The 23,248-nt window shown below is 42.6% G+C and carries 21 protein-coding genes; 17 read left to right on the forward strand and 4 right to left on the reverse strand.

The features are described 5' to 3' along the window. The first annotated feature begins 221 nt into the window (after positions 1-221). From SNE25_RS05215 to SNE25_RS05295, 17 genes are all read left to right on the forward strand, one after another. Positions 222-980, forward strand: a complete 759-nt coding sequence (locus SNE25_RS05215) for an ROK family protein (protein WP_321564032.1) — start codon at positions 222-224, stop codon at positions 978-980. Between the two features lie 47 nt (positions 981-1,027). After that, positions 1,028-3,031 (forward strand): transketolase, encoded by a 2,004-nt coding sequence (gene tkt / locus SNE25_RS05220; protein WP_321564033.1) that lies wholly within the window; start codon positions 1,028-1,030, stop codon positions 3,029-3,031. A 79-nt stretch (positions 3,032-3,110) separates the two neighbouring features. Continuing rightward, positions 3,111-3,818 carry a ribose 5-phosphate isomerase A gene (rpiA, locus tag SNE25_RS05225; RefSeq protein ID WP_321564034.1) on the forward strand — a complete coding sequence of 236 codons (708 nt, stop codon included), beginning with the start codon at positions 3,111-3,113 and terminating at the stop codon, positions 3,816-3,818. 194 nt (positions 3,819-4,012) lie between these two features. Then, the gene (tal, locus tag SNE25_RS05230) at positions 4,013-5,110 is read left to right on the forward strand and encodes a transaldolase (RefSeq protein ID WP_321564035.1); all 1,098 of its coding nucleotides are present in this window, start codon (positions 4,013-4,015) and stop codon (positions 5,108-5,110) included. Between the two features lie 8 nt (positions 5,111-5,118). Further along, the gene (locus SNE25_RS05235; RefSeq protein WP_321564036.1) at positions 5,119-5,745 is read left to right on the forward strand and encodes an HAD family hydrolase; all 627 of its coding nucleotides are present in this window, start codon (positions 5,119-5,121) and stop codon (positions 5,743-5,745) included. 152 nt (positions 5,746-5,897) lie between these two features. Then, entirely contained in the window at positions 5,898-7,322 is a 1,425-nt protein-coding gene (gene gndA, locus SNE25_RS05240) for an NADP-dependent phosphogluconate dehydrogenase (protein ID WP_321564037.1), read from the forward strand. A 108-nt stretch (positions 7,323-7,430) separates the two neighbouring features. Next, positions 7,431-8,948, forward strand: a complete 1,518-nt coding sequence (gene zwf, locus SNE25_RS05245) for a glucose-6-phosphate dehydrogenase (RefSeq protein WP_321564038.1) — start codon at positions 7,431-7,433, stop codon at positions 8,946-8,948. Between the two features lie 88 nt (positions 8,949-9,036). Then, the gene (pgl, locus tag SNE25_RS05250) at positions 9,037-9,768 is read left to right on the forward strand and encodes a 6-phosphogluconolactonase (RefSeq protein ID WP_321564039.1); all 732 of its coding nucleotides are present in this window, start codon (positions 9,037-9,039) and stop codon (positions 9,766-9,768) included. A gap of 412 nt (positions 9,769-10,180) precedes the next feature. Continuing rightward, on the forward strand, positions 10,181-11,080 hold the full coding sequence (locus tag SNE25_RS05255) for a helix-turn-helix domain-containing protein (protein WP_321564040.1): 900 nt from the start codon (positions 10,181-10,183) through the stop codon (positions 11,078-11,080). Positions 11,081-11,268: 188 nt separating this feature from the next. Continuing rightward, positions 11,269-12,123 carry an oxidoreductase gene (locus SNE25_RS05260; RefSeq protein ID WP_321564041.1) on the forward strand — a complete coding sequence of 285 codons (855 nt, stop codon included), beginning with the start codon at positions 11,269-11,271 and terminating at the stop codon, positions 12,121-12,123. A 42-nt stretch (positions 12,124-12,165) separates the two neighbouring features. Further along, complete coding sequence (locus SNE25_RS05265; RefSeq protein ID WP_321564042.1) at positions 12,166-12,897, forward strand: SDR family oxidoreductase; 732 nt, start codon at positions 12,166-12,168, stop codon at positions 12,895-12,897. Positions 12,898-12,933: 36 nt separating this feature from the next. Continuing rightward, on the forward strand, positions 12,934-13,773 hold the full coding sequence (locus tag SNE25_RS05270) for an SDR family oxidoreductase (RefSeq protein WP_321564043.1): 840 nt from the start codon (positions 12,934-12,936) through the stop codon (positions 13,771-13,773). Positions 13,774-13,776: 3 nt separating this feature from the next. Continuing rightward, a complete protein-coding gene (locus tag SNE25_RS05275) occupies positions 13,777-14,019 on the forward strand; it encodes an Atu4866 domain-containing protein (protein ID WP_321564044.1) in 243 nt (80 codons plus the stop codon). Positions 14,020-14,135: 116 nt separating this feature from the next. Beyond that, positions 14,136-15,029, forward strand: a complete 894-nt coding sequence (locus SNE25_RS05280; protein WP_321564045.1) for a metallophosphoesterase family protein — start codon at positions 14,136-14,138, stop codon at positions 15,027-15,029. 127 nt (positions 15,030-15,156) lie between these two features. After that, positions 15,157-16,779 carry an NADP-dependent glyceraldehyde-3-phosphate dehydrogenase gene (locus SNE25_RS05285; protein WP_321564046.1) on the forward strand — a complete coding sequence of 541 codons (1,623 nt, stop codon included), beginning with the start codon at positions 15,157-15,159 and terminating at the stop codon, positions 16,777-16,779. A 202-nt stretch (positions 16,780-16,981) separates the two neighbouring features. Beyond that, positions 16,982-17,527 (forward strand): peroxiredoxin, encoded by a 546-nt coding sequence (locus tag SNE25_RS05290; RefSeq protein WP_321564047.1) that lies wholly within the window; start codon positions 16,982-16,984, stop codon positions 17,525-17,527. A gap of 156 nt (positions 17,528-17,683) precedes the next feature. Then, complete coding sequence (locus SNE25_RS05295; RefSeq protein WP_321564048.1) at positions 17,684-18,268, forward strand: carboxymuconolactone decarboxylase family protein; 585 nt, start codon at positions 17,684-17,686, stop codon at positions 18,266-18,268. 262 nt (positions 18,269-18,530) lie between these two features. On the opposite strand, the gene SNE25_RS05300 is transcribed toward SNE25_RS05295, so the two are convergent. The 4 genes from SNE25_RS05300 to SNE25_RS05315 form a co-directional block, all read right to left on the reverse strand. Next, entirely contained in the window at positions 18,531-20,078 is a 1,548-nt protein-coding gene (locus tag SNE25_RS05300; RefSeq protein ID WP_321564049.1) for a DHA2 family efflux MFS transporter permease subunit, read from the reverse strand. Positions 20,079-20,153: 75 nt separating this feature from the next. Continuing rightward, positions 20,154-21,206, reverse strand: coding sequence for an HlyD family secretion protein (locus SNE25_RS05305; protein ID WP_321564050.1), 1,053 nt, complete (start codon positions 21,204-21,206; stop codon positions 20,154-20,156). Positions 21,207-21,228: 22 nt separating this feature from the next. Continuing rightward, on the reverse strand, positions 21,229-22,596 hold the full coding sequence (locus SNE25_RS05310; RefSeq protein ID WP_321564051.1) for a TolC family protein: 1,368 nt from the start codon (positions 22,594-22,596) through the stop codon (positions 21,229-21,231). Beyond that, entirely contained in the window at positions 22,580-23,227 is a 648-nt protein-coding gene (locus SNE25_RS05315) for a TetR/AcrR family transcriptional regulator (protein WP_321564052.1), read from the reverse strand. Before SNE25_RS05315 ends, SNE25_RS05310 begins: the two co-directional genes overlap by 17 nt. Between the last annotated feature and the right edge of the window lie 21 nt (positions 23,228-23,248).

Genomic DNA, 23,248 nt, shown 5'->3' on the forward strand with positions numbered 1-23,248 from the left:
ATTAGCAGTGTTTTTGCCATGATTGAGTAAAAATACTTTAATTTTCTGTTTGAAAAGCGAAAAGCAACGCTAACTTTACCCTGGTAATGTTTATTTGCTTTATGTGTTATTTTACACATTTAACAATCAGATATTATTAAAAATGTGATATTTAGGCACCCGGAAAAATCATGGGATCAAATTGATAGCATGCCGGCCTGAATTCAATAAATCCATATTAAATGAAGAACACCCCATCTCCGCTAAAGATCCTCTCCATCGATATTGGTGGTTCACACATTAAAGCCACCATTCTGAACAAAAAGGGTGAGCTTAAAATGGACTACGATAAAATTGTAACACCCGCGCCGGCAAGTCCCGAAAACCTCATCAAAGCAATTAAAACACTGGTGAAAAATTTTCCGTCGTATGATAAGGTATCTGTAGGTTTTCCGGGGTATGTACGGAATGGCATTATCCATACAGCGCCTAACCTTGATACCAAACTATGGGAAGGTGTTGACCTGAGCAAAAAGCTGGGCGAAGCATTGGGCAAGCCAACACAGGTAGTTAACGATGCCGATATGCAGGGTCTTGGCGTGGTAAAGGGCAAGGGCCTTGAAATGGTTGTAACCCTGGGTACGGGTTTTGGTACCGCCCTGTTAATGAACGGCCATTTACTGCCGCATTTGGAGTTGGCACACCATCCTATTAAAGATGCCGATACCACTTACGATAAATACATAGGCGAAAAAGCCCTTGAAAAAGAAGGTAAAGAAAGATGGAATAAACGGATGCAAAAAGTTTTTAAAGTTTTAAAAACTGTATTCAATTATGACACTTTATATATTGGCGGAGGCAACTCAGACCTGCTCACCTTTAAACTGGATAAAAACATGAAAATTGTTACCAATGCCGATGGCATAAAAGGGGGGGCAAGGCTATGGGTTAATGAAGCCGAAAGCAAAACCAAAAGAAAAGTGGCAACACCTGCCAAATAAAATTATTCAACATCAACTAACTAAAACTATACAATACCGACACAACAATGGAAAATACACAAGACATTGAAAAATTAGCAATAGACACCGTACGGGTATTATCGGCAGACGCGGTACAGAAAGCAAATTCAGGTCACCCCGGAACCGCGATGGCGCTTGCACCAATGGGCCACGTTTTATGGTCAAAATTTTTAAACTATAATCCTAAAAATCCTGATTGGGCAAACCGCGACAGGTTTATTTTGTCTGCAGGTCACGCCTGTATATTGCAGTACAGCTTTTTGTACTTAACAGGATATGATCTTTCTTTAGATGATATCAAACAATTCCGCCAGTTACACAGCAAAACTGCGGGTCACCCAGAATATGGCTTGGCTCCGGGTGTGGATGTTACCACCGGGCCGTTGGGCCAGGGTTTTGCTAATGGTGTTGGTTTTGCAATAGCACAAAAACACTTAGCCGCACGTTACAACAAACCGGGTTTTGAGCTTTTCAACTATAATATTTACGCTATCACCAGCGATGGTGATATGATGGAAGGTGTTACCTCTGAGGCGGCTTCACTGGCCGGTCATTTACAGTTGGGTAACCTGATCTATTTGTACGATGATAACCATATATCTATTGAAGGCAGCACCGACATTGCTTTTAACGAAGATGTAAGCGCCCGTTTCCGTGCATACGGCTGGCAGGTACAGGAAATAGCCGATGTGAATGATACCCATGCACTGGAGCTTGCCTTGATCAATGCCAAAGCCGAAACACAAAAACCATCACTGATCCGCGTGCGTTCATTAATTGCTTATGGTAGCCCTAACAAATCTGGCACTGCCGGTTCACACGGTTCACCGCTTGGACCTGACGAAATTAAGCTGGTTAAAAAATTCTTCGGGTTTGATCCTGAAAAATCATTTGACGTACCTGCCGAGGTAATAAAATATTACAACGAAAAAGGTGCGAAAGGCGAAGGCAAAGAAGAAAAATGGAATAAATTATTTGCCGACTATAAAGCGAAATATCCTGAACTGGCTGCCGAGTATGAAGCTGCATTTAAAGGCGAATTGCCATCAGGCTGGGCCGATAAACTGCCAAGCTTTAAAGGCTCTGATCCTAAAATGGCTACCCGTCAGGCGTCTGGTAAAGTATTGAACGCTATAGCAGCAAACCTGCCAAACCTAATTGGTGGTGCGGCCGACCTTTCGCCGTCAACAGAAACCAACCTGAAAGAGTTTGATTCATTTACTTCCGAAAACAGGAATGGCCGCAATTTCCACTTCGGTATCCGCGAGCATGCCATGGGTTCGGCATTAAATGGCATGGTTTTAACCAAAGGTATTATTCCTTTTGGTGCAACCTTCCTGCAATTTGCTGACTACATGCGCCCGCCGATCCGGTTGGCCGCCATCATGAAAGTGAGCCCGATATTTGTTTACACCCACGATAGTATCGGTTTAGGCGAGGATGGCACAACTCACCAGCCTGTAGAGCACTTATCAACGTTGCGTGCAATACCAAACGTTACCGTTATACGCCCGGCTGATGCTAATGAAACCGCCTACGCATGGCGCGCTGCCATTGAGCACAAAGGAGGTCCGGTTGTGTTGGTGTTCACCCGCCAGGGGCTGCCAATACTTGATCAGGACAAATATGGTAAAGCATCTGACCTTGAAAAAGGGGCTTACATTGTATCAGAAGGCAGCAAAGGCCCTGACCTGATCCTGCTGGCTACCGGTTCTGAGGTTTCATTGATTATGCAGGCGCAGGAAAAACTGGAAGCCGAAGGCATCTCAACCCGTGTGGTAAGTATGCCGTCATGGGAACTGTTTGAAAAACAGGATGCCGCTTATAAAGAAAAAGTACTGCCTAAGGCAAACCGTAAACGTTTGGCTGTTGAAATGGCATCGCCAATGGGCTGGCACAAATATACTACCGACGAAGGCGATATGCTGGGCATGACCACCTTTGGTGAATCGGCCCCAGCAGAAGATCTGTACAAATTCTTCGGCTTTACAGTTGATAATGTAGTTAAAAAAGCTAAAGCGCTGTTATAGTATTGAGTTTTGAGTAATGAGTTTTGAGTGGTTTATACTGCTTGAAACTCATTACTCATTACTTATAACTCACAACTCCATGGATTGGAATAGTAGTTTAATAAAAGACCTGGAATGGTCTGATAAGATCATTAATATAACCGGCAAGCAAAAGGTAGCCGATGAAATTGCCGCGAAGGTAAAAGATGGCGATACACTGGGCGTTGGCTCGGGCTCAACATCATACCTGGCATTAATTGCCATCGCTAACCGTATAAAGGCAGAAAAGCTGGATGTAAAGGCGATACCAACCTCACTGGAAATCTCGATGTTTTGCAGCAAGCTTGGCGTGCCTTTAACCACCCTTTACGAAAACAAACCGGACTGGCTGTTTGACGGGGCCGATGAGGTTGACCCAAACAACAGTTTAATTAAAGGCAGGGGCGGCGCCATGTTTAAAGAAAAGCTGCTGCTTAGCTCAAGCGCCGTGCGGTATATCATTGTTGATGAATCAAAAATAGTAACCAAATTAGGTGCCAACTTTCCGGTGCCTATAGAGGTGTTTCCGCAGGCATTGCTGTATGTAGAGAAGGAGTTAAAGCAACTGGGCGCTACCAGTATCGTTTTGCGCCCGGCAAAAGGCAAGGACGGATCCATAATTTCGGAGAACGGTAACCTGATACTTGATTGCAAATTTGAAGACATTGGAATTACCATGGAAAAGGATATAAAATTGATTACCGGGGTTATTGAAAGCGGGCTTTTTATAGGCTATAATCCTACCATTTTAATGGCAGCAAACAATTAATATACAGGTAACAGGTATATTAAGTAAACTATGATATTAAGGTTACTAAATTTACATTATAATTTAAGAACTTTACCTAACTGATACAAATACCAAAGTAAAAACACGAATGATGGAGCGGCTCTTCCGATGCCGTTTTCAATACATTCAATCAAAAGAAACAATAAAATTTTAACACTTAAACAGACTTAAATATGGCAACTAATAATGTAAAGCAAATACATGATTTCGGTCAGAGCATTTGGCTTGATTTTATCGACCGCGAAATCATTGCTTCAGGAAAACTTAAAAAATTAATTGACGAAGATGGTGTAAGAGGTGTTACCTCAAACCCGGCAATCTTTGAAAAAGCCATAACCAGCAGTTCTGATTATGATAACGATATTGTTGAACTGTCAAAAACTACTGATGACAATGAGCAGCTGTTTTTCGGCTTAGCTATAAAAGATATTCAACAAGCTGCAGACCTTTTTAAAGGTGTATATGACGAATCAAAAGGAACCGACGGCTATGTTAGCCTTGAAGTTTCTCCGTTCTTAGCTTTAGATACCGAAGGTACTGCAAAACAGGCCGAAGACCTTTGGAAAAAAGTTAGCCGCAAAAACGTAATGATCAAAATTCCGGGTACTCAACCGGGTTTAGCCGCTATCAGGCAGTCAATTGCTAAAGGCATCAATATCAACGTAACCCTGCTTTTTGGTTTAGAGCGTTACGAAGCGGTTACCGAAGCTTACATCTCTGGTTTAGAAGATCATTTGGCAGCAGGTCATGAAATAGCTCATATTTCATCGGTAGCCAGCTTTTTCTTAAGCCGTATTGATGTTATTGTTGACCCTATGCTGGAAGCCAAAGGTGAAAAAGCACTGGTTGGTGAAGTGGCTATCGCTTCTGCTAAAAAGGCTTACGAAATTTACAAAAGAGTGTTCAGCGGTACACGTTGGGAAAAACTGGCAGCCAAAGGCGCTCAACCACAACGTTTATTATGGGCAAGTACCGGCAGCAAAAACCCTGCATTTAAAGATACCAAATACGTTGAAGCATTAATTGGTCCGGATACTGTTGATACCGTTCCTCTGGAAACTATCGACGCTTTCCGTGATCATGGTATTGCCGCCAATACTTTAGAGACAGGTTTAGATGAGGCAACTGCTACCTTAGCTAAATTAAAAGGTTTGGATATTGACTTGGATGCCATCACCCAGCAACTGGAAGATGAAGGCATTGAGAAATTCAATAAGCCTTTCGAAAAACTGTTAAACGCTATTGAAGACCAAAAAAGCAAAGTAAGCTAATTGCTTTTATGGAAGCCGCTAACATTAAAATATTATTTTTTGACGTAGGGGGCATCTTGCTCTCCAATGGCTGGGGTCGCGATTCGCGCAAGGCCGCGTGTGAAAAATTTGGGCTTGATCAGGAAGAGGTAAATGAGCTGCACAATTTCATATTTAACGTATATGAAATTGGCAGCATCACCCTTGACGAATACCTGGATACAGTGATATTTAACCACCCGCGCGATTTTGTGCGTGAGGATTTTAAGGAGTTCATATACTCCCGCTCTGTTGAGCTGGACGGTACGCTGGCCTGGCTTAAGCAATGGAAAAAGGATTGCGGTTTCCGCATCATTTCTGTTAATAACGAAGGCAAGGAACTGAACGACTACCGGGTTAAAAAATTTAAACTGCACGAGTGTTTTGATGCCTTTGTATCATCGTGCGAGGTGAAAATGCGCAAACCCGATCCGGGTATATGGCAGCTGGCCATGGGCATTGCCCAGGCGTCGCCACAACAATGCGTGTATTTTGACGACAGGATCATGTTTGTGAATACTGCACAAAAACTGGGTATTCGTTCGTTCCAGCACACAGATTTTGAAACCACCAAAAAAATATTAGAAGATCTAAAAAAGGAAAATGGTGTTCATTAGTCAAATTTAGCCTCACCCTGCCCTCTCCGGAAGAGAGGGTTTAAAAGGAGGAAAGCTATTAAAGTCCTCTCCTTTGGAGAGGATTATTACTTGAAGGCTCCGCCGTTTAGGTGAGGCTAACCAATAAACCAATAAACTATTAAAACAATAAAATGAGCGCAACAACAGATAAATATGCTTTTGGCATGATTGGCTTAGGCGTTATGGGCCGCAGCCTGCTGCTGAACATGGCCGATCACGGTTTTGCCGTAGCCGGACATGATAAGGATGCCGCAAAAGTAGCATCATTGAACGAAGAGGCAGGCGACCGTGCCGCTAAGGGTTTTGGCGACGTGAAAGAGTTTATACAAAGTTTAACAACCCCGCGTGCTATCATGATGCTGGTTCCGGCCGGTAAAATTGTAGATGCTGTAATTGAAGAACTTACCCCGCTGCTTGAAAAAGGCGATATATTGATTGATGGCGGTAACTCGCACTTTACCGATACCAACCGCCGTGTGGAAGAACTGGAAGCTAAAGGCCTGCATTTCTTTGGTATGGGTGTGTCTGGTGGTGAAGAAGGCGCGCGCCGTGGCCCGAGCATGATGCCGGGTGGCGACAAGCAGGCTTACAACGTAATGAAGCCTATTTTTGAAGCTATTGCCGCCAAAGTTGATGGCGTACCTTGCGTAACTTATATTGGTCCGGGTGCATCCGGCCACTTTGTTAAAATGGTGCACAACGGTATTGAGTATGGTATTATGCAATTAATTGCAGAAACTTATGAGATACTGAAAAAAGGCTTAAAACTAAGCAATGACGAGATAGGCAAAATTTTTGCCGAGTGGAACGAAGGCAGGCTGCAATCATTCCTGCTGGATATTACCAAAGACATTTTCAAATACAAAGCGCCGGGTACCGATCATTTATTGTTAGATGATATTAAGGACGAAGCCCGCGCTAAAGGTACCGGTAAATGGACATCGCAAGTGGCCATGGACCTGCAGGCACCTATCCCAACTGTGGATACTTCGGTAGCCATGCGCGACCTTTCAAAATACAAACAGCTGCGCGAAAAAGCGGCTGCCCTCTATGCTAAAGATCCAATTGCACTTGATGTTGATAAAACGGAATTTGTAGCTGCCTTAGAACAGGCATTTTACTTCACCATGATCATCAGCTATGCACAGGGTATGCACCTGTTGTCAAACGCATCGGCAGAGTATAAATATGACCTGCATCTTGGCGAAATAGCTAAGATCTGGCGCGGTGGCTGTATCATCCGCTCAAAATTCCTGAACGATATTTTTAAAGCATACGAAAAAAATGCCGGTTTAGAGCACCTGCTGCTTGATACTAATGTAGAAGCTTTGGTTCAGGGTACTGTACCGGGTATCAGGACGGTATTATCAAAAACCATCGCTGCGGGTATTGCCGCGCCGGGTTATACTGCATCGTTAAGCTATTTTGATGCTTTCCGCAGCGCCAGGATGCCATCAAACCTTATACAGGCCCAGCGCGACTATTTTGGAGCACACACATATGAGCTGATTGGTAAAGAGGGTACATTCCATACACAATGGGCACCAGTTAGTTAGGGTTGGGTTGCGGGATTCCTGGTTCGGGGGCAGCATGTATGAAACCCAGCAACAGAAATCCCGCAAAACACAGTTTACACAAACCTCGCAACACGCAACAGAAACAAAATGAGCACACAAACCAAATCAGATCCTACCATATTCATCATTTTTGGTGGTACCGGAGATTTAAACTCCCGGAAAATTGCACCCGCCCTTTACAATCTTTTTTTAGATGGCTGGATGCCTAAACAATTTTCGATCATTGGAACCGGGCGTACCAAACTTACCGACGAGCAATTCAGAGAGAATTTATATAAAGACATTAACCAGTTTTCGCGCAGCGGTAAAACCGACGATAAAAAATGGGCCGACTTTGTAAAAAATATCTATTATCAGGTATCGGATGCCAACGATTTTGAAACTTACAAGGAGTTTGGCAAACGTATTGAAAAACACAATGCCGAATGGAAAACCAAAGCCAACGTATTGTTTTACCTGGCTGTGGCCCCGAATTTCTTCCCGATAATTGCCTCCAATATATCAAAAGCTAAACTGGCCGATGATAAAAAACGCGTAAGGATCATTATTGAGAAACCATTTGGTCATGACCTGGAAACGGCTAAAGAGCTTAACCAACTGCTGGCGAACATTTTTGATGAATGCCAGATTTATCGTATTGACCACTACCTGGGTAAAGAAACCGTTCAGAATATTATGGCTTTCCGTTTTGCCAACTCCATTATGGAGCCATTGTGGAACCGTAACTATATTGAGCACGTGCAAATTTCGGTTACTGAGCAATTGGGTGTTGAAGATCGTGGCGACTACTATGATGGATCCGGCGCTATGCGCGACATGATCCAGAACCACCTGCTGCAATTGCTGTGCCACGTAGCCATGGAACCGCCTGTTAGCTTTAATGCCGATGAAGTGCGCGACCGCAAGGTTGACGTATTAAAGGCAATGCGCAAGTTTACTCCCGAAGATGTACGTAATTCGGCCGTTAGGGGCCAATACGGCAGCGGTTGGATGAAAGGTAAAGAAGTTCCCGGATATAGGGAAGAGCCAAAAGTTAATCCTGACTCAAACACCGAAACTTTTGCCGCCATTAAATTCTTTGTTGATAACTGGCGCTGGCAGGGTGTTCCGTTTTACCTGCGTACAGGTAAACGTTTGCACCAACCCTCATCGGTTATTACCATTCAGTTTAAGGATGTACCGCATTTAGTATTCCCAACTGAATCGGCAGAAAGCTGGCAGCAAAACAGGCTTATCATCAGCATACAGCCCGAAATGAGCATCCGGTTGCAAGTACAGGCGAAACGTCCCGGAATTGATATGGTGCTAAATGCCGTTGATATGGTGTTTGATTATAAAGGTACTTATACCAATCAGGCTCCGGAAGCTTATGAAACGCTGATATTGGATACTATGCTGGGTGACCAGACCCTGTTTATGCGTGGCGACCAGGTAGAAGCTGCATGGGAATTGGTAATGCCTATATTGAATACCTGGCAAACTAAAAAGAGCCTTAATTTCCCTAACTATTCTGCCGACTCATGGGGCCCTGAATCTGCCGAAGCATTAATTGCCCGCGACGGATTTAACTGGTTTACCTTGCCGGTGAATAGTAAGAAACATTAATTTGAAGTGGTGAGTTTTGAGTGATGAGTTTTAGCAAGAAATTAAATAGAACCCATAACTTACCACTCACTACTCAAAACTGAAAAATATGAAATTGAATATTTTTAATACTGCCGATGAAGTGCTTACTGCATTGGCAGATTATTTTGTAAAGATTGCACAGGAGTCTATTAGTGCGCGTAGCAGGTTTACTGTGGCCCTTTCGGGTGGCAGTTCGCCAAAAAAGCTGTATGAACTGCTGGCATCAACATCTTATGCCGACCAATTGGATTGGACTAAGGTATTCTTCTTTTTTGGTGATGAGCGCAACGTGCCACAAGACCATAAAGACAGTAATTACCTGATGGCCAAAAAAGCGTTATTTGAGCCATTGCTGATAAGTCCGGCTAATGTTTTTGCGGTTGATACCACATTTGAGCCCGCGGAAGCTGCACAAAAATACGGGGAAATAATCGCTGCTTTTTTTGATGAAGACGAGCCAAGCTTTGACTTAGTATTGCTAGGCCTTGGTGATAACTCGCATACTGCGTCGTTATTTCCGCATACCCCGGTATTGCACGATACCAAACCCGGCGTAAAAGAAGTTTGGCTGGAAGATCAGCAAGTGTGGCGCATTACGCTGAATGCCCCTCTTATAAACGAGGCCCGTTACATCGCGTTCCTGGTTTATGGCGAAGGAAAAGCTATAGCTGTTCACCACATACTGGAAGATGCAGAGGACATTGACGAATACCCGGCCCAGCTTATTGACTCCATAACAGGAGAGGTAGAGTGGTTTTTAGACGAAGCCGCCGCTGCTAACCTGGAAGAACGGGAATAAAAAGAGGCTGATCTTAAAATTTTGAGACACATGTAATGTGTTTCTACGTTTGGTTAATGTAGAGGCACATCACATGTGTCTTTTTTATACCGAAAAGATCCGGCTGTCATGCTGAGCTCCGTCGAAGCATGGTGGGGCGGGCTTCTGCGCGCGACCCTTCGACAAGAATAACAAGTCATTTCCATGTCATTGCGAGGAACGAAGCAATCTCATTAGAACGGAGACGCTTGCAAGTACCACTTTGCCCGATAATTGTTAAACCGCACAAAAAAGTGTTAAAATGAGTGTTTTTTGAAAATTTTTCACTGTTTTTCTCCCGAAAACAACCGCTTTTAAGGCGAAATTTTGTTAAAAATGACACTTTTTTGTCAATGCTGTTGCATGTCATAGTTTGAATTTTGTAACTTTGATCATGGTGTCAGAAACCCTTGAGGAATTTTATAAGAATAAATTTGACTGGCTGCCCGATAACCTGCAGCAAAATATGGGTCATTTTAATGTTTTCAGGATTGAGGACTGTATAGGTCCGAATGCTAAAACAGTGACGTACAGTCGCAGGAGTTTCTACAAGATCAGCCTGATGCATGGTGATAACATTATACATTATGCCGATAAGAGCATTGAGCTTAGTGGCACGAGCCTGATGTTTTTTAGTCCGAATGTGCCTTATACGTTTGAACGCATGTCTGATGACCGTACAGGGTTCTTCTGCATATTTACCGAGGCCTTTTTTACAGAAAGGTTTAGAGGGGGCCTGAGCGAGTTGCCAATGTTTAGCCTGGGCGCCAAGCCAGTTTATGCCTTAAACAGTGAACAGAGCGATTATGTAAGCGGTTTATTTGTGAAAATGCTCAACGAAATCAACTCCGAATATGATTTTAAATATGAACTCATTCGCAATTATGTTACCGAGCTTGCCTATTATGCGCTGAAAACACAGCCATCAGAAAATGTGTACAAGCACCCTGATGCCAAATCAAGAATTACTTCCGTATTTACCGAACTGCTGGAGCGACAGTTTCCGATAGAAACTCCTGCCCAGCGTTTTGCGCTGCGGTCGGCTAATGACTTTGCACAGCGGCTGTCAGTACACGTAAACCACCTGAACCGGGCTATCCGCGAAACCACCGGTAAAACTACTACAGACCACATCGCCGAGCGGCTACTCAGCGAAGCCAAATCGCTCCTCAGGCATACCGACTGGAATATATCCGAGATTGGATATTGTCTTGGTTTTGAGGAGGCAACGCACTTCAATAATTTTTTCAAGAAGCAAACACAACAAACGCCATCTTCTTTCAGGAATGTTTGAGGTGGTTTGATTTAACGGAGCCAATTCGTTATATTTGTTATAAATCCCGTGTATTTTATTAATCCGGCCAAAAGCTAAAAGTGGTATAAATTCATAAAATGTTTGAATTTTGTAACCATTGGTTTGATTAGCGTAATGCATACCCCTCCTCCATACCTTAATTTTGTTCTATCAAATCAGAACAAATTATGGACAACAAAAAAGTATGGTTTATAACTGGTGCTTCCAAAGGTTTTGGACTCAGTTTAGTAAAGCAATTACTGGATGCTGGTCAGCTTGTTGCTGCCACCTCCAGAAATCAACAGGAGTTAATTAATGCAGTTAGCTCTACAAATAATAATTTTTTACCGTTACAAGTCGATCTTGTTAACGAAAGCAGTGTGTCACTGGCCCTGCAGCATACCCATGAAGCATTTGGCAAAATAGACGTAGTTATTAATAATGCCGGTTATGGTATTGGAGGCGCAATTGAAGAACTTAACGATGATGAAACCCGCCTGGCATTTGATGTAAACGTATTTGCAACGCTTAACGTAATCAGGCATGTGATGCCTTATCTGCGTAAACAGCGTTCAGGGCATATTATTAACATAGCATCAATAGCAGGTATCGCCCCTGGTTCGGGCTTTGCAATTTACAGCGCTGCCAAATTTGCTGTAGTGGGCTTATCAGAAGTGCTTGCCGCCGATGTAAAACCATTCGGTGTTAAAGTTACGGTAGTTGCTCCCGGCGCATTCAGAACCAGTTTCCTTTCGCCCGATTCACTGGCTATGACCTCGAATCCAATTGCCGAGTATGAGGATGTAAGAGCTTTGCATGCCAAATATTTAAAAATGGATGGCGAACAGGCTGGTGATCCGGAAAAGGCAGCTGAATCCATCATTAAAATTGCCGGCGAAGAGAATCCTCCATTGTACTTGCTATTAGGAGGCGATGCCTATAACCGGGCATTATCCAAGCTGGATACGCTGCATAACGAGATCCGCGAATGGCAGGATGTTACCTGCTCAACCGATTTTGAGTATGACGCGCAGCATAATTAAAATCAATTGTAGCTTTTATAACATCAAAAAAGCAAACGCATAGTGGAAAATATCAAGGATAAAGTTATCGTGATAACCGGGGCCAGCAGTGGTATAGGAGCTGCTGCGGCCCGTAAACTTGCCGGGCTGGGGGCCAAAGTAGTATTGGCGGCACGGAGGGAAGATCAACTACAGTCTTTGGTGAACGGGATGGGAGATAACGCCATGTATGTGGTAACGGATGTGAGCAAGCGTACCGACCTGGATAACCTTATTCAGCAGGCAATTAGCAGGTTTGGACATATCGATGTACTGTGGAACAACGCCGGCGTTATGCCCATCTCTTTTTTTGATGAAGGTCATGTGGACGAATGGGATAAAATGATCGACATTAATATTAAGGGCGTATTATATGGCATTAACGCGGTGTTACCACACATGCTTCAAAGAGGTCAGGGGCATATCCTGACTACCTCGTCTGTGGGTGGTTTAAAAACATCGCCGGGAATTGGAGTGTACAGCGGTACCAAGTTTGCTGTAAAGGCGATCATGGAAACCCTGCGCGAAGAAGTAGCCCAAACCATTAAAGTAACAACCGTTTATCCGGGTGCCACACAATCAGAACTGGGCCATGATATTACCAGTCCGAAGATTAAGGCGCTTTACGGAAACCTGAAAAGCATGCCTAAAATGGACGAAGAAGCTATTGCCGACGCGGTGATATATGCTATAAGTCAGCCGGGAAATATCACCGTAAACGAGCTGGTTTTAAGGCCGCTCGGGCAAACCCGGTAAATAAAAATAATCATCTACCTGAAAAACAAAAATAAAATGAGCAATCAAAAAGTTTGGTTTGTAACCGGTGCCTCTAAAGGATTAGGGCTCACCCTGGTAAAAAAATTATTAAACGAGGGTTACCGTGTAGCAGCAACCTCCAGAAACCTCAGCGACCTGAACAACGCTGTTGACAATCACAGCGAACAGTTTTTACCGCTGGCAGTAAATATTAAAAACGAAGACAGTGTGCAGGAAGCCGTTGAAAAAACCATCAGCACCTTTGGTAAAATTGATGTGGTGGTTAATAACGCAGGATATGGTCTGCTTGGCGGCCTTGAGGAGTTAACCGACCAGGAAGCACGCGATAACTTTGAAGTAAATGTGTTTGGTTCCTTAAACGTGATCCGCAAAACACTACCTTATCTGCGCGAACAGCAATCAGGCCACATCCTTAATATATCGTCGGTTGGGGGATTTACCGGAGGAGCACCAGGCGGCGGGATTTATTGTGCTACTAAATTCGCGGTTAATGGTTTTTCAGAGGCTTTGCATTCAGAAGTTAAACCCTTTGGCATAAAAGTAACCATTGTAATGCCCGGGTATTTCCGCACCAATTTCCTTTCTGAGGGATCGCTTGTAGTTCCTAAAAATCAGATAGCTGCCTATCAAAATGTGCGTGACACGGTAAACCGGCATCAGAATGATATGGACAAGCAACAGGCCGGCGATCCGGAAAAGGCGGCAGCGGTCATGATCAGGATAACCAATGAGTCAGAAGCCCCGCTCAATTTATTCCTGGGCGCGGATGCTTATGAGTTTGCACAACAGAAAATAGCTTTGGTTCAAAATGAACTGGAAGCATGGAAGGAACTAACGACATCAACAGGATTTTAAAATATGGAGAAAGATCAGCATATAGGCGTTTGGGTAACAAAAGATGGTTACATACGCCATGAGTTATTACCTAACGGTCGTTATGTTGAAGCTCGTGGTAATAAAAAAGGCGCTTACACAGGTTTTTATAACATAAGTGGTAAGCATATAGAATATTTAGACGATTCGGGTTTTGTAGCCGATGGTGATTTTGACGGTGACGTTTTTTATCACGCCGGTATGGTGCTGTATAAAGAATCGGCATAATCAGCATCACGCCTGGAGTGCTGCCGGATAAATAAAAATGTCTTTAATGTTGTAACTTACAGCATTAAAGACATTTGCTAATGGTATTGCGCTGCCTTTGTTTATTTATTTTGTGGATGAGCATTGTAGGCTCTTCCGCTCCAATATTTGCGCAAGAGCAGAATCATAAAATAATTTTTGCCAGTGATACGCAGGAGCCCCTGCTGGTTGAAAGAATAATCCGCAAAATAAATCATAATCAAAAAGCAACTAAACTCATCTTTCAGGATATTGTAGCTGCCCGGCCCTCAAGCTTATTTATACTTGGCGACGTAGTATCATTAGGCTGCCGGGATAGTAAGTGGAAAAGGATGGATGGGTATTTGAGCAGTTGCCGCCAGTATCATATACCGGTTTATGCCGTGCTTGGTAATCATGAATTAATGCTCAATGCAAAAAAGGGAGCTGCAAAATTCCAGGACAGGTTTCCAATGCATAGTTCAACAGGCTATATTGAAAAGATAGATTCTGTAGCCGTGGTTTTGCTAAATTCTAATTTCGGTAAAATGACGGCATTGGAAATAGAAAAACAGGATAACTGGTATAGGCACACCATTAATGAATTAGATCATGATGCTGCTATAAAATTTGTGATTGTTGGTTGCCACCATTCGCCTTTTACCAATAGCAGGGTAGTTGCACCATCAGTAAAAGTACAGCAGCAGTTTGTTCCCCTCTTTGTTAATTCAAAAAAGGGCATTCTTTTCCTCTCTGGCCACTCGCACAATTTTGAGCACTTTAATTTACAAGGCAAAAATTTTCTTGTAATAGGCGGCGGTGGCGGTCCGCATCAGCCCATACGCTCAGGTAAAGGTGTAATTCATGATATTGACAGTAATTATAAACCCATGTTTCATTACCTTGAGGTAAAAAGATGTCATGATTCACTGCAGGTTGTTTCGCGGCAATTGAAACTTGATTTCTCCGGGTTTACTGATGGAGCACCCTTTTACGTCCATCGCTTTCAATAAAAATAGCAGGATCATAATTGAGGCTCTATTAAATTGAAAAATTGATAATAATGGGTATCTGAATAAAAATCTTGCTTATAAAAGCGGGCTTTTTTTACCTTTATAGAAATCAAACACCAATTTTTATATGAGTTTTCAAGACCAGATCAGTTCGATATTTGTGGAGGAAAGCCAGATACCGGCCGAATTCCAAATAGAAGAAGTGCACCAGCGGGAATACCTTTGCAACGGCGAAATGAAACAGTGGATTGGGCCGGTAAGCGAAGTTTATTCACCTGTTTGTTTTCCTACAACCGACGGATTTGTACGTAAGTTAATAGGTACATATCCCATTTGTACCGAAGTAGAGGCTAACGATGCCCTTGAGGCTGCCATAGCTGCTTATGATAATGGCCGCGGCGAATGGCCCACCATGAGCGTTGACGGCCGCATCAAATGTATGGAGCGCTTTATTTACAAAATGATTGAGCAACGCACGCTGGTGGTAAAGCTGCTGATGTGGGAGATTGGAAAATCATACGGCGATTCGGCCAAGGAGTTTGACCGCACCATTGAATACATCAACGCTACTATTGATGCTTTGAAGGCGCTTGACCGTAAGTCGTCGCGGTTTGAGATGGCCGAGGGCTTAATTGCCCAGATCCGCCGCTCGCCGCTGGGGGTGGTATTGTGTATGGGGCCGTTTAACTATCCGCTTAATGAAACCTTTACTACCCTTATACCCGCCCTCATTATGGGCAATACCATTTTATTTAAACCACCTAAGCATGGTACGCTATTGCATTATCCGCTGTTAAGGGCTTTCCAGGAGTCGTTTCCTAAAGGCGTGGTTAATACGGTGTACGGCCGTGGAGCTGTGGTTACCCCGGGTTTAATGCAAACAGGCAAAATTAATGTGCTTGCCTTTATTGGCTCAAGTAAGGTGGCCAATGATCTGAAGAAACGTCATCCTAAAATAAACCGTTTACGGGCGGTACTTAGTCTTGATGCCAAAAACGCGGCTATTGTAACAAAAAATGCCGACCTGCATTTGGCTGTTAGTGAGTGTGTTTTAGGCGCACTATCATTTAACGGACAACGTTGTACAGCTATTAAAGTGATTTTTGTACATAAGGATGTTGCTGATGAGTTTTTGAAATTGCTAAGTGAGGAAGTATCGAAACTTAAATTTGGTTTGCCATGGGATAGAGATGTAAAACTTACCCCACTACCAGAGGCAAATAAAACCGACTATTTAACGGACATTGTTAATGACGCGATTGCCAACGGTGCAAAAGTTATCAACGAAAATGGAGGCGAAACACTTGCCTCGTTCTTTTACCCGGCTATTGTTTATCCTGTAAATGAAAAAATGAAGCTTTACCGTGAGGAGCAGTTTGGCCCGGTGATACCGGTAATCCCTTTTGAATCGATAGAAGAGCCGATTGATTATCAGATAGATTCACCGCACGGTATGCAGGTGAGTATATTCAGTAATGATGCCAGTGAAATATCGTCGTTGATAGATCCGTTTGTAAATCTGGTAAGCAGGGTAAATATCAATAGCCAGTGCCAGCGCGGGCCCGATGTATTTCCGTTTACGGGCCGTAAGGATAGCGCTGAAGGTACACTTTCTGTATATGATGCGTTAAGGGCTTTCTCTATCCGCTCATTAGTGGCTACAAAGATGAACGATACCAATAAGCATATCATCAATGAGATTGTAAATGGAAATGATTCTAATTTCCTGAGTACTAAGTTTATACTTTAAACGGGATTTATCATTTGCAAGAGGCGACGTATCATTATATGTCGCCTCTTTTTGCGCTGTATTTTTTGTGATTATTGGTAAATAGTTAAAGATGATATGATTAACATTCTATATAAAAAAAATCTATATCGTATAGATTTATAGTATTAGAAGGCGTGATTAAAAAACTTATATTTGCATAAATAATAAAAAAAGAGCTATTATGTTAACGATAGGACAAAAATTCCCTCAATTTTCTAAAACTGCTGTAACAAATCTTGAAAAAGGTAAAGAGTTTGAAACATTAACTTCTGAGTACCTGGTAAATGACGATAATGTTTGGACAGTAATGTTCTGGTGGCCAAAGGATTTCACTTTTGTTTGCCCAACTGAAATTGCTGAGTTCAACAAAAGCTATGGCGAGTTCCGTGACCGCGAAACCCGTTTAATTGGTGCTTCTACCGATTCGGAATTTGTACACTTGGCTTGGAGAAATAACCACGATGACCTGCGCGATCTTAAATTCCCTATGCTTGCCGATACTTCAAAATCATTGGCGGAAGATCTGGGTATATTAGAGCCAACTGAAAAAATTGCTTACCGTGCTACTTTTATCATTGATCCTACCGGCATTATCCGTTGGGTATCAGTTAACGACCTGAGTGTTGGCCGTAACGTTAAAGAAGTTTTACGTGTACTTGATGGTTTACAAACTGATGAGCTTTGCCCATGCAACTGGGAGAAAGGTCAGGAAACCCTTACCGTTTAATACCCCTGTTAGTCCCATATTCCCCGTACATTTTGATTTTGTGCGGGGATTTTTTATACACTTTTATAAGCTGAAAGCTTAGGGCATAAAGCCGAACGCTATTTTAATCACACTTTGCCTTAAGCCTTAGGCTTTCGGCTTTAAGCACAAAAATACATGAACGAAAGTACCGAAGTAATCCAGGAAATACTGCAAAGTATTGGATTAGATAAGGAATACAGAACCGAAGCCCTCGCCTTGCTTGAAAAAGGCGAATCGCGCTACCTGCGCGACCTGAAACTGAATTTTACCAGCACATTTACCTCTGCCCATTTAACAGCTAAAGAATGTGCTTTATTGGGTTTAAGCACAGCTGTAAACAACAACAATAACCCCCTTACTGTATTTTTTACAAAGTATGCAGAAGAGCAGGGCGCAGATGCTGGTGAGATAGCCGAGGCTGTGGGATGTGCTTCTTTATTGGCATCCAACAATGTTTTCTATAGGTTCAGGCATTTTACCCAAAAGGAAAAATATACGCAGATACCCGCCCGCATCCGTATGCAACTGATGATGAAACCGGTTACTGGAAAAGAATTTTTTGAATTAATGAGCCTGGCTATTTCTGCAGTAAATGGTTGCGAAATGTGTGTTAACGCGCACGAAGACTCACTGATAAAATTGGGAACTACAGAGGAACGTATTTTTGATGCAGTACGTATTGCATCACTGATAACTTCTACCGGGAAGATCGTTTTTTAATCTATCTGACGAAAATTCTGTAAAAAAAAGACATGAAGTTCACAATTTTCATGTCTTTTTCACAAATTGTAGTTTATTGCCGAATTAATTTGTGTTTCTTAATTAAAAACTTCTAAATTTATACCTAAGATTAAACGGCTCCGGCTCTGCAATAATTTTTATTGTAAGCATCAAAGCCCCGGGGTCAGTACTTAAATTTTAATTGTTAATTTTTTTTGGGGAAAGCCGTTCCAGGTAATAGTGGAACGGCTTTTATCATTTATTAGTGAGCGTCTACAGGCATTTTAACCGCCTTTTTAAAAGGCTGCAGGTACAGTAACGGAATAGAAAATAACATTACCAAACCAGATATCCAGTAGGCGTCGTCGTAGGTTAGCAGAAGCACTTGTTTGGTAACAGCGCCTTCTATAGCTCCGTAAGCCATGCGGGTGGCATCTATTAAAGAGTGACCTTTAGCCATAAACCCGTGCATATAGGTATTAAATCGATCAACAAAAGCGGGGTTTGTAGCCGTAACGTTAGTTAAGAGGTTGTTACGGTGTACGCCTTGTCTAATGTGGATAATGGTAGTAAGAGTGGCTATGCCAAATGAACCGCCCAGTTGGCGCATCATGTTGTTCAGACCTGTTCCTTGTCCAACTTCCGGGCCTTTCAGGTCGGCTATGGCCAGTGTAGTTAAAGGCACAAATAAAAGCGCCATACCAACACCACGTATTACAAGGGGCAGGAAGAAATCGCCTGTACCTACTGCCAGGGTCGAATTGCTGAGCATGGTAGTAAATACAAAGAACAGGAACATACCCGCGGTGGCCATAAACTGGGCCGGAATACCCTTGTTTAACATTTTACCTATAAAAGGCATCATCACAATGGTACAAAGCCCGCCCGGAAACAGGATCTCGCCCGTTTGCTGGGCTGTAAACCCGAGCAGGTTCTGGCAAAATACCGGGAATACAAACACTGATCCGTACAGCCCGAACCCGAGTATAAATGAGGTGAACATACCTACCGCAAAACTGCGGTGCCGCATAATGGCAAAGTTAACTACCGGGTAGTCGATGCTCATTTCGCGCCATAGAAATAATACAAATCCTAATATAGCTGTTATAGTGAGCACTGTAATGTAGGTAGTTGCAAACCAGTCTTCCGTTTCGCCTTTTTCAAGTATAGTTTGTAAACTTCCAACCGAAATAGCGAGCAGCAGTATGCCCCACCAGTCAACGGGTTTTCCTTTTTCATCCTTGGGGGTTTCGCGTACAAAGGTGTAGGCAAAAAACGCCGCCAGGGCACCTACCGGAATATTTACATAAAATATCCATCTCCAGGAAGAGTGGTCGGTAATATATCCACCGATGGTAGGCCCAACTGTAGGTCCAACTACCGCACCTAAACCAAATAATGCGGTTGCCGTACCTATCTGCTCACGCGGCCATGTCTCTATCAAGATAGCCTGCGAGGTAGATATTAAGCCACCGCCTGCTATACCTTGTATTATCCTGAACAATACCAGCTCACCAAGGCCGGTAGCGTTACCGCACAAAAATGAGGCGATGGTAAATACTATGATGGATGTTATAAAGTAATTTTTACGCCCGAAACGACTTCCCAACCAACCAGACATAGGAAGCACAATTACGTTGGCCACAGCGTAGCCCGTCACCACCCAGGCCACATCTTCCAGTGTAGCGCCAAGATTACCCTGTATATTGGGCAGGGATACGTTCACAATGGTAGTATCAATAAGCTCCAGTAACGAGGCTATGATAACCGTGATAGTGATGATCCATTTTTTAAAGCCTGTTTCAGCCATAATATATTAAATTCTAAAATTCTAAATCCTAAACTCTAAATCCGAAATCGAAAATCCGAATTCACAAATCAGGGATTATCCTTTAATTACAGAAACATTTACGCTCATTCCCGGGCGTAATTTATCCATCACTTCTTTGCTGGCGGTTATTTTTATTTTAACCGGCACACGCTGTACAACCTTTACAAAGTTTCCGGTTGCATTATCTGGTGGCAGTAAGGAAAACTTAGCACCCGTAGCTGGCGAAAAGTTATAAACAACGCCTTCAAGTTTCAGATCAGGATAAGCATCAACTTGAATTTCCACTTTCTGACCGCTTTTCATATCATTCAGCTGTGTTTCTTTAAAGTTAGCGGTTATATACAAACTGTTATCGTTAATGATAGAAAACAGTGTTTGTCCCGCCTGCACCAACTGACCCAACTGGATGCTTTTTTTAGAAACCAAACCACCTGCAGGCGCTTTAATAGTTGTATACGTTAACTGTAATTTAGCAAAATCAATATCAACCTGCCTTTGTGATACGCCGGTATTGGTAACCTTTAACTGGCTGCGGGTTGTACCTATTTGTTCAACAGCGGCTTTGTACTGGTCCTGTGATGCTTTCAGGTTAGCTTTAGCTACATCCAGATCAGATTTAGCCTGGTCAAATTGTTGTTGAGTTACCGAGCCATCTTTTACCAGGTTGGCATAACGTTCATAATCTTTCTGTACTTTATCTAAACGTGCAGCATTTGAAGCTACCTGTGCTCTGGCGCTTGCAGAATTTGCCTGGTTAGCAAAAATTTGTGACTGATTAACGTTGATACCGGCACTTGCACCTACTTGTGCCGCCTGTGCCTGCTCCAATTTAACCTTATAATCGCGGTCGTCAATTTTTACCAGAGGCTGGTTTGCATTTACGTGTGTGTTTTCTTCAAAGTAAATAGAGTCTACATAACCGCCAACGCGGGTAACAACCGGGCTTATATCGCCGTCTATCTGCGCGTCATCAGTATCAATATGTTTACTGAAATATATATACTCTTTAATCCCGAAAATAATACCGCCAATCAGCAGTATACCCAATATGATTGGAATTACTTTATTCGGTTTCTTTTTATCCTGTGTTTCTTGTTCCTTTGCCATTTTATTGATTGGTTTAGTATTATTATTTGTTAATTTTTCCAGTTGATTTTAATAGGGTATAGTAAGCAAGTCCTGCATCGGCTTTAGCCAGTTCCAGGTTTATCTGTGCCTGGTAAAGCAGTGTTTCGGCATCGGCACGGTCTGTCGCTGATGCTATATTGCTTTTGTATTTAGATTCTAATATTTTGTTGTTTTCGCCAGCTTGCTCAATTGACGTTTGTAAAAGCTTAATCTTTTCAAGCGACATGGTATAACTTTGGTAGTTTTGGTTTACCTCGTCCCTTATGCGGTCAACAGAAATGCTTTTATTAATAACAGTTTGTTCTCGCTGTATTTTAGCTTCGGTGACCTTGTTTTTGTTAGTCCATAGTGAGCTAAAATTCCATGACAGGGTTAAGCCAACCGATAGGGGAGTGATAAACTGTCCGCTTTTAGGTATCGGGTTTGAGCTTACATCAACATAATATCCGGCGGCAGATGCGCCAAGAGTTGGTAATGAATTAGCTTTAATGGTTTTAACATTTGTTTCGGCCACTTTGGTGCGTAAATCAAACTGCTGTAACTCTGGTCTGCTGGCCATTGCTGTATCAAGATAATTGCTCAATGGGGCAACCATTCTGTCGGCTTCGGTTATTTGCGCGATGTTTAATTGTGTACCTTCTGGCAGGCCTAACAAAACGTTAAGGTTGTAATTGATGATACGGCGATTGGTTTCCAGATCGATGCCGTTGAGCTCAATATTTGATCTTTGCAGCTGGAAACGCAATACATCATTTTTAGTCACCAAACCCTGTTCAAAAAACCGTTGAGCCTGTTTTATTTGGGCATCAGTGGTACTAAGATTTTGAGCAACTACCTTTTTGCTTTGCAGTACTTTATAAAGACCGTAATATGCACTTATAATGTCATAAGTGATCTGGTCTTTATCATTGGTAACATCCAAACGGGCAACCTGGGTAAGCAGGTCGGTTGATTCGCGAGCATATTTTAATTTATTGCCTGCAAAAATAGTTTGGTTTAAACTAAGTATACCCAGGTACGCATCGGCTCTTGCAGGTAAGTTAAAGCTTTCTTCTCCTAAGGCTAACCTGTTAGCCGGAATTTCAGCATGGTTATAACCATAGCTTACTTTGCCGGTTGGCAGTGCTTCGTCTTTGGCCTGCTTGTATTCAGAAATGGCCTGTTCAACTTTGGCCTGCGAAAGCTTTAAGGTCTTGCTGTTATCAAGGCCCAGTTTTATAGCTTCATCCAGGGTAATGGTTCTGTCTTGTGCATTTGCGTTTTCGGCAAATAGTACACCTGCTATTACAAACGTAACCGCGTAGAGGCAGAAGTGGTGCACTGCTTTAAACAGTGTAAGGTGATGGGGTTTTTTATTTTGAGTTGTCATTTGCTTTAACTAAATATCCTTTTAAGAGACTTTTTAAATATTTCTTTATGCGGGGCTTGAATTGTTCTTCCAGTATTTTTTCGTCCTGTATGTCATATCCCAGCATGGTTTCTGACATGAAAGGGGTGTTAAGGATGAAGTTTTTAGTGCCATAAAGTGTGGCCACTATTAACTGCAAATCTGCATCAGCATCAAACTCACCATTATCTATGCCTTCCTGCATTATCTTAAACAGTTCTGAAACATTTTTCATCAGAATGGTACGTATCTTTTCTGATAGTTCGGTACGACGGTTCATGCTCATTTCCTGGTATAATAGTTTCTGGAAACAATTATTAATTACCACCCTGTCGCCATATACTTCAATATACGATTCGATTTTTTCCCACGAGGTCCTGTTTTCATCATTACCCAGGGTTTGTAATATGTTTTGGAAAGAAGTGATTTTTCTGTCGATAACGGCAAGAAATAAACCTTCTTTTGAACCGAAATAGTAATTGAGCATGGCCATATTCACCCCGGCTTCGCCCGAAATCATGCGGGTTGAAGCGCCATCAAAACCCATCTCTGCGAAGATGCGCTCGGCAACATCCAGGATGTGGTCTTTTTTATCTATTTTATCTTTGTCCATTTTTTTAACGGCACAAAATTA

The organism is Mucilaginibacter sabulilitoris (genome assembly GCF_034262375.1).
GTDB lineage: Bacteria > Bacteroidota > Bacteroidia > Sphingobacteriales > Sphingobacteriaceae > Mucilaginibacter > Mucilaginibacter sabulilitoris.

What these genes read in the sequence shown, in the direction of transcription:
- SNE25_RS05215 (WP_321564032.1), top strand. Translation starts at nt 222, where the DNA reads ATGAAGAACACCCCATCTCCGCTAAAGATCCTCTCCATCGATATTGGT.
- tkt (WP_321564033.1), top strand. Translation starts at nt 1,028, where the DNA reads ATGGAAAATACACAAGACATTGAAAAATTAGCAATAGACACCGTACGG.
- rpiA (WP_321564034.1), top strand. Translation starts at nt 3,111, where the DNA reads ATGGATTGGAATAGTAGTTTAATAAAAGACCTGGAATGGTCTGATAAG.
- tal (WP_321564035.1), top strand. Translation starts at nt 4,013, where the DNA reads ATGGCAACTAATAATGTAAAGCAAATACATGATTTCGGTCAGAGCATT.
- SNE25_RS05235 (WP_321564036.1), top strand. Translation starts at nt 5,119, where the DNA reads ATGGAAGCCGCTAACATTAAAATATTATTTTTTGACGTAGGGGGCATC.
- gndA (WP_321564037.1), top strand. Translation starts at nt 5,898, where the DNA reads ATGAGCGCAACAACAGATAAATATGCTTTTGGCATGATTGGCTTAGGC.
- zwf (WP_321564038.1), top strand. Translation starts at nt 7,431, where the DNA reads ATGAGCACACAAACCAAATCAGATCCTACCATATTCATCATTTTTGGT.
- pgl (WP_321564039.1), top strand. Translation starts at nt 9,037, where the DNA reads ATGAAATTGAATATTTTTAATACTGCCGATGAAGTGCTTACTGCATTG.
- SNE25_RS05255 (WP_321564040.1), top strand. Translation starts at nt 10,181, where the DNA reads ATGGTGTCAGAAACCCTTGAGGAATTTTATAAGAATAAATTTGACTGG.
- SNE25_RS05260 (WP_321564041.1), top strand. Translation starts at nt 11,269, where the DNA reads ATGGACAACAAAAAAGTATGGTTTATAACTGGTGCTTCCAAAGGTTTT.
- SNE25_RS05270 (WP_321564043.1), top strand. Translation starts at nt 12,934, where the DNA reads ATGAGCAATCAAAAAGTTTGGTTTGTAACCGGTGCCTCTAAAGGATTA.
- SNE25_RS05275 (WP_321564044.1), top strand. Translation starts at nt 13,777, where the DNA reads ATGGAGAAAGATCAGCATATAGGCGTTTGGGTAACAAAAGATGGTTAC.
- SNE25_RS05280 (WP_321564045.1), top strand. Translation starts at nt 14,136, where the DNA reads ATGAGCATTGTAGGCTCTTCCGCTCCAATATTTGCGCAAGAGCAGAAT.
- SNE25_RS05285 (WP_321564046.1), top strand. Translation starts at nt 15,157, where the DNA reads ATGAGTTTTCAAGACCAGATCAGTTCGATATTTGTGGAGGAAAGCCAG.
- SNE25_RS05290 (WP_321564047.1), top strand. Translation starts at nt 16,982, where the DNA reads ATGTTAACGATAGGACAAAAATTCCCTCAATTTTCTAAAACTGCTGTA.
- SNE25_RS05295 (WP_321564048.1), top strand. Translation starts at nt 17,684, where the DNA reads ATGAACGAAAGTACCGAAGTAATCCAGGAAATACTGCAAAGTATTGGA.
- SNE25_RS05300 (WP_321564049.1), bottom strand. Translation starts at nt 20,078, where the DNA reads ATGGCTGAAACAGGCTTTAAAAAATGGATCATCACTATCACGGTTATC.
- SNE25_RS05305 (WP_321564050.1), bottom strand. Translation starts at nt 21,206, where the DNA reads ATGGCAAAGGAACAAGAAACACAGGATAAAAAGAAACCGAATAAAGTA.
- SNE25_RS05310 (WP_321564051.1), bottom strand. Translation starts at nt 22,596, where the DNA reads ATGACAACTCAAAATAAAAAACCCCATCACCTTACACTGTTTAAAGCA.
- SNE25_RS05315 (WP_321564052.1), bottom strand. Translation starts at nt 23,227, where the DNA reads ATGGACAAAGATAAAATAGATAAAAAAGACCACATCCTGGATGTTGCC.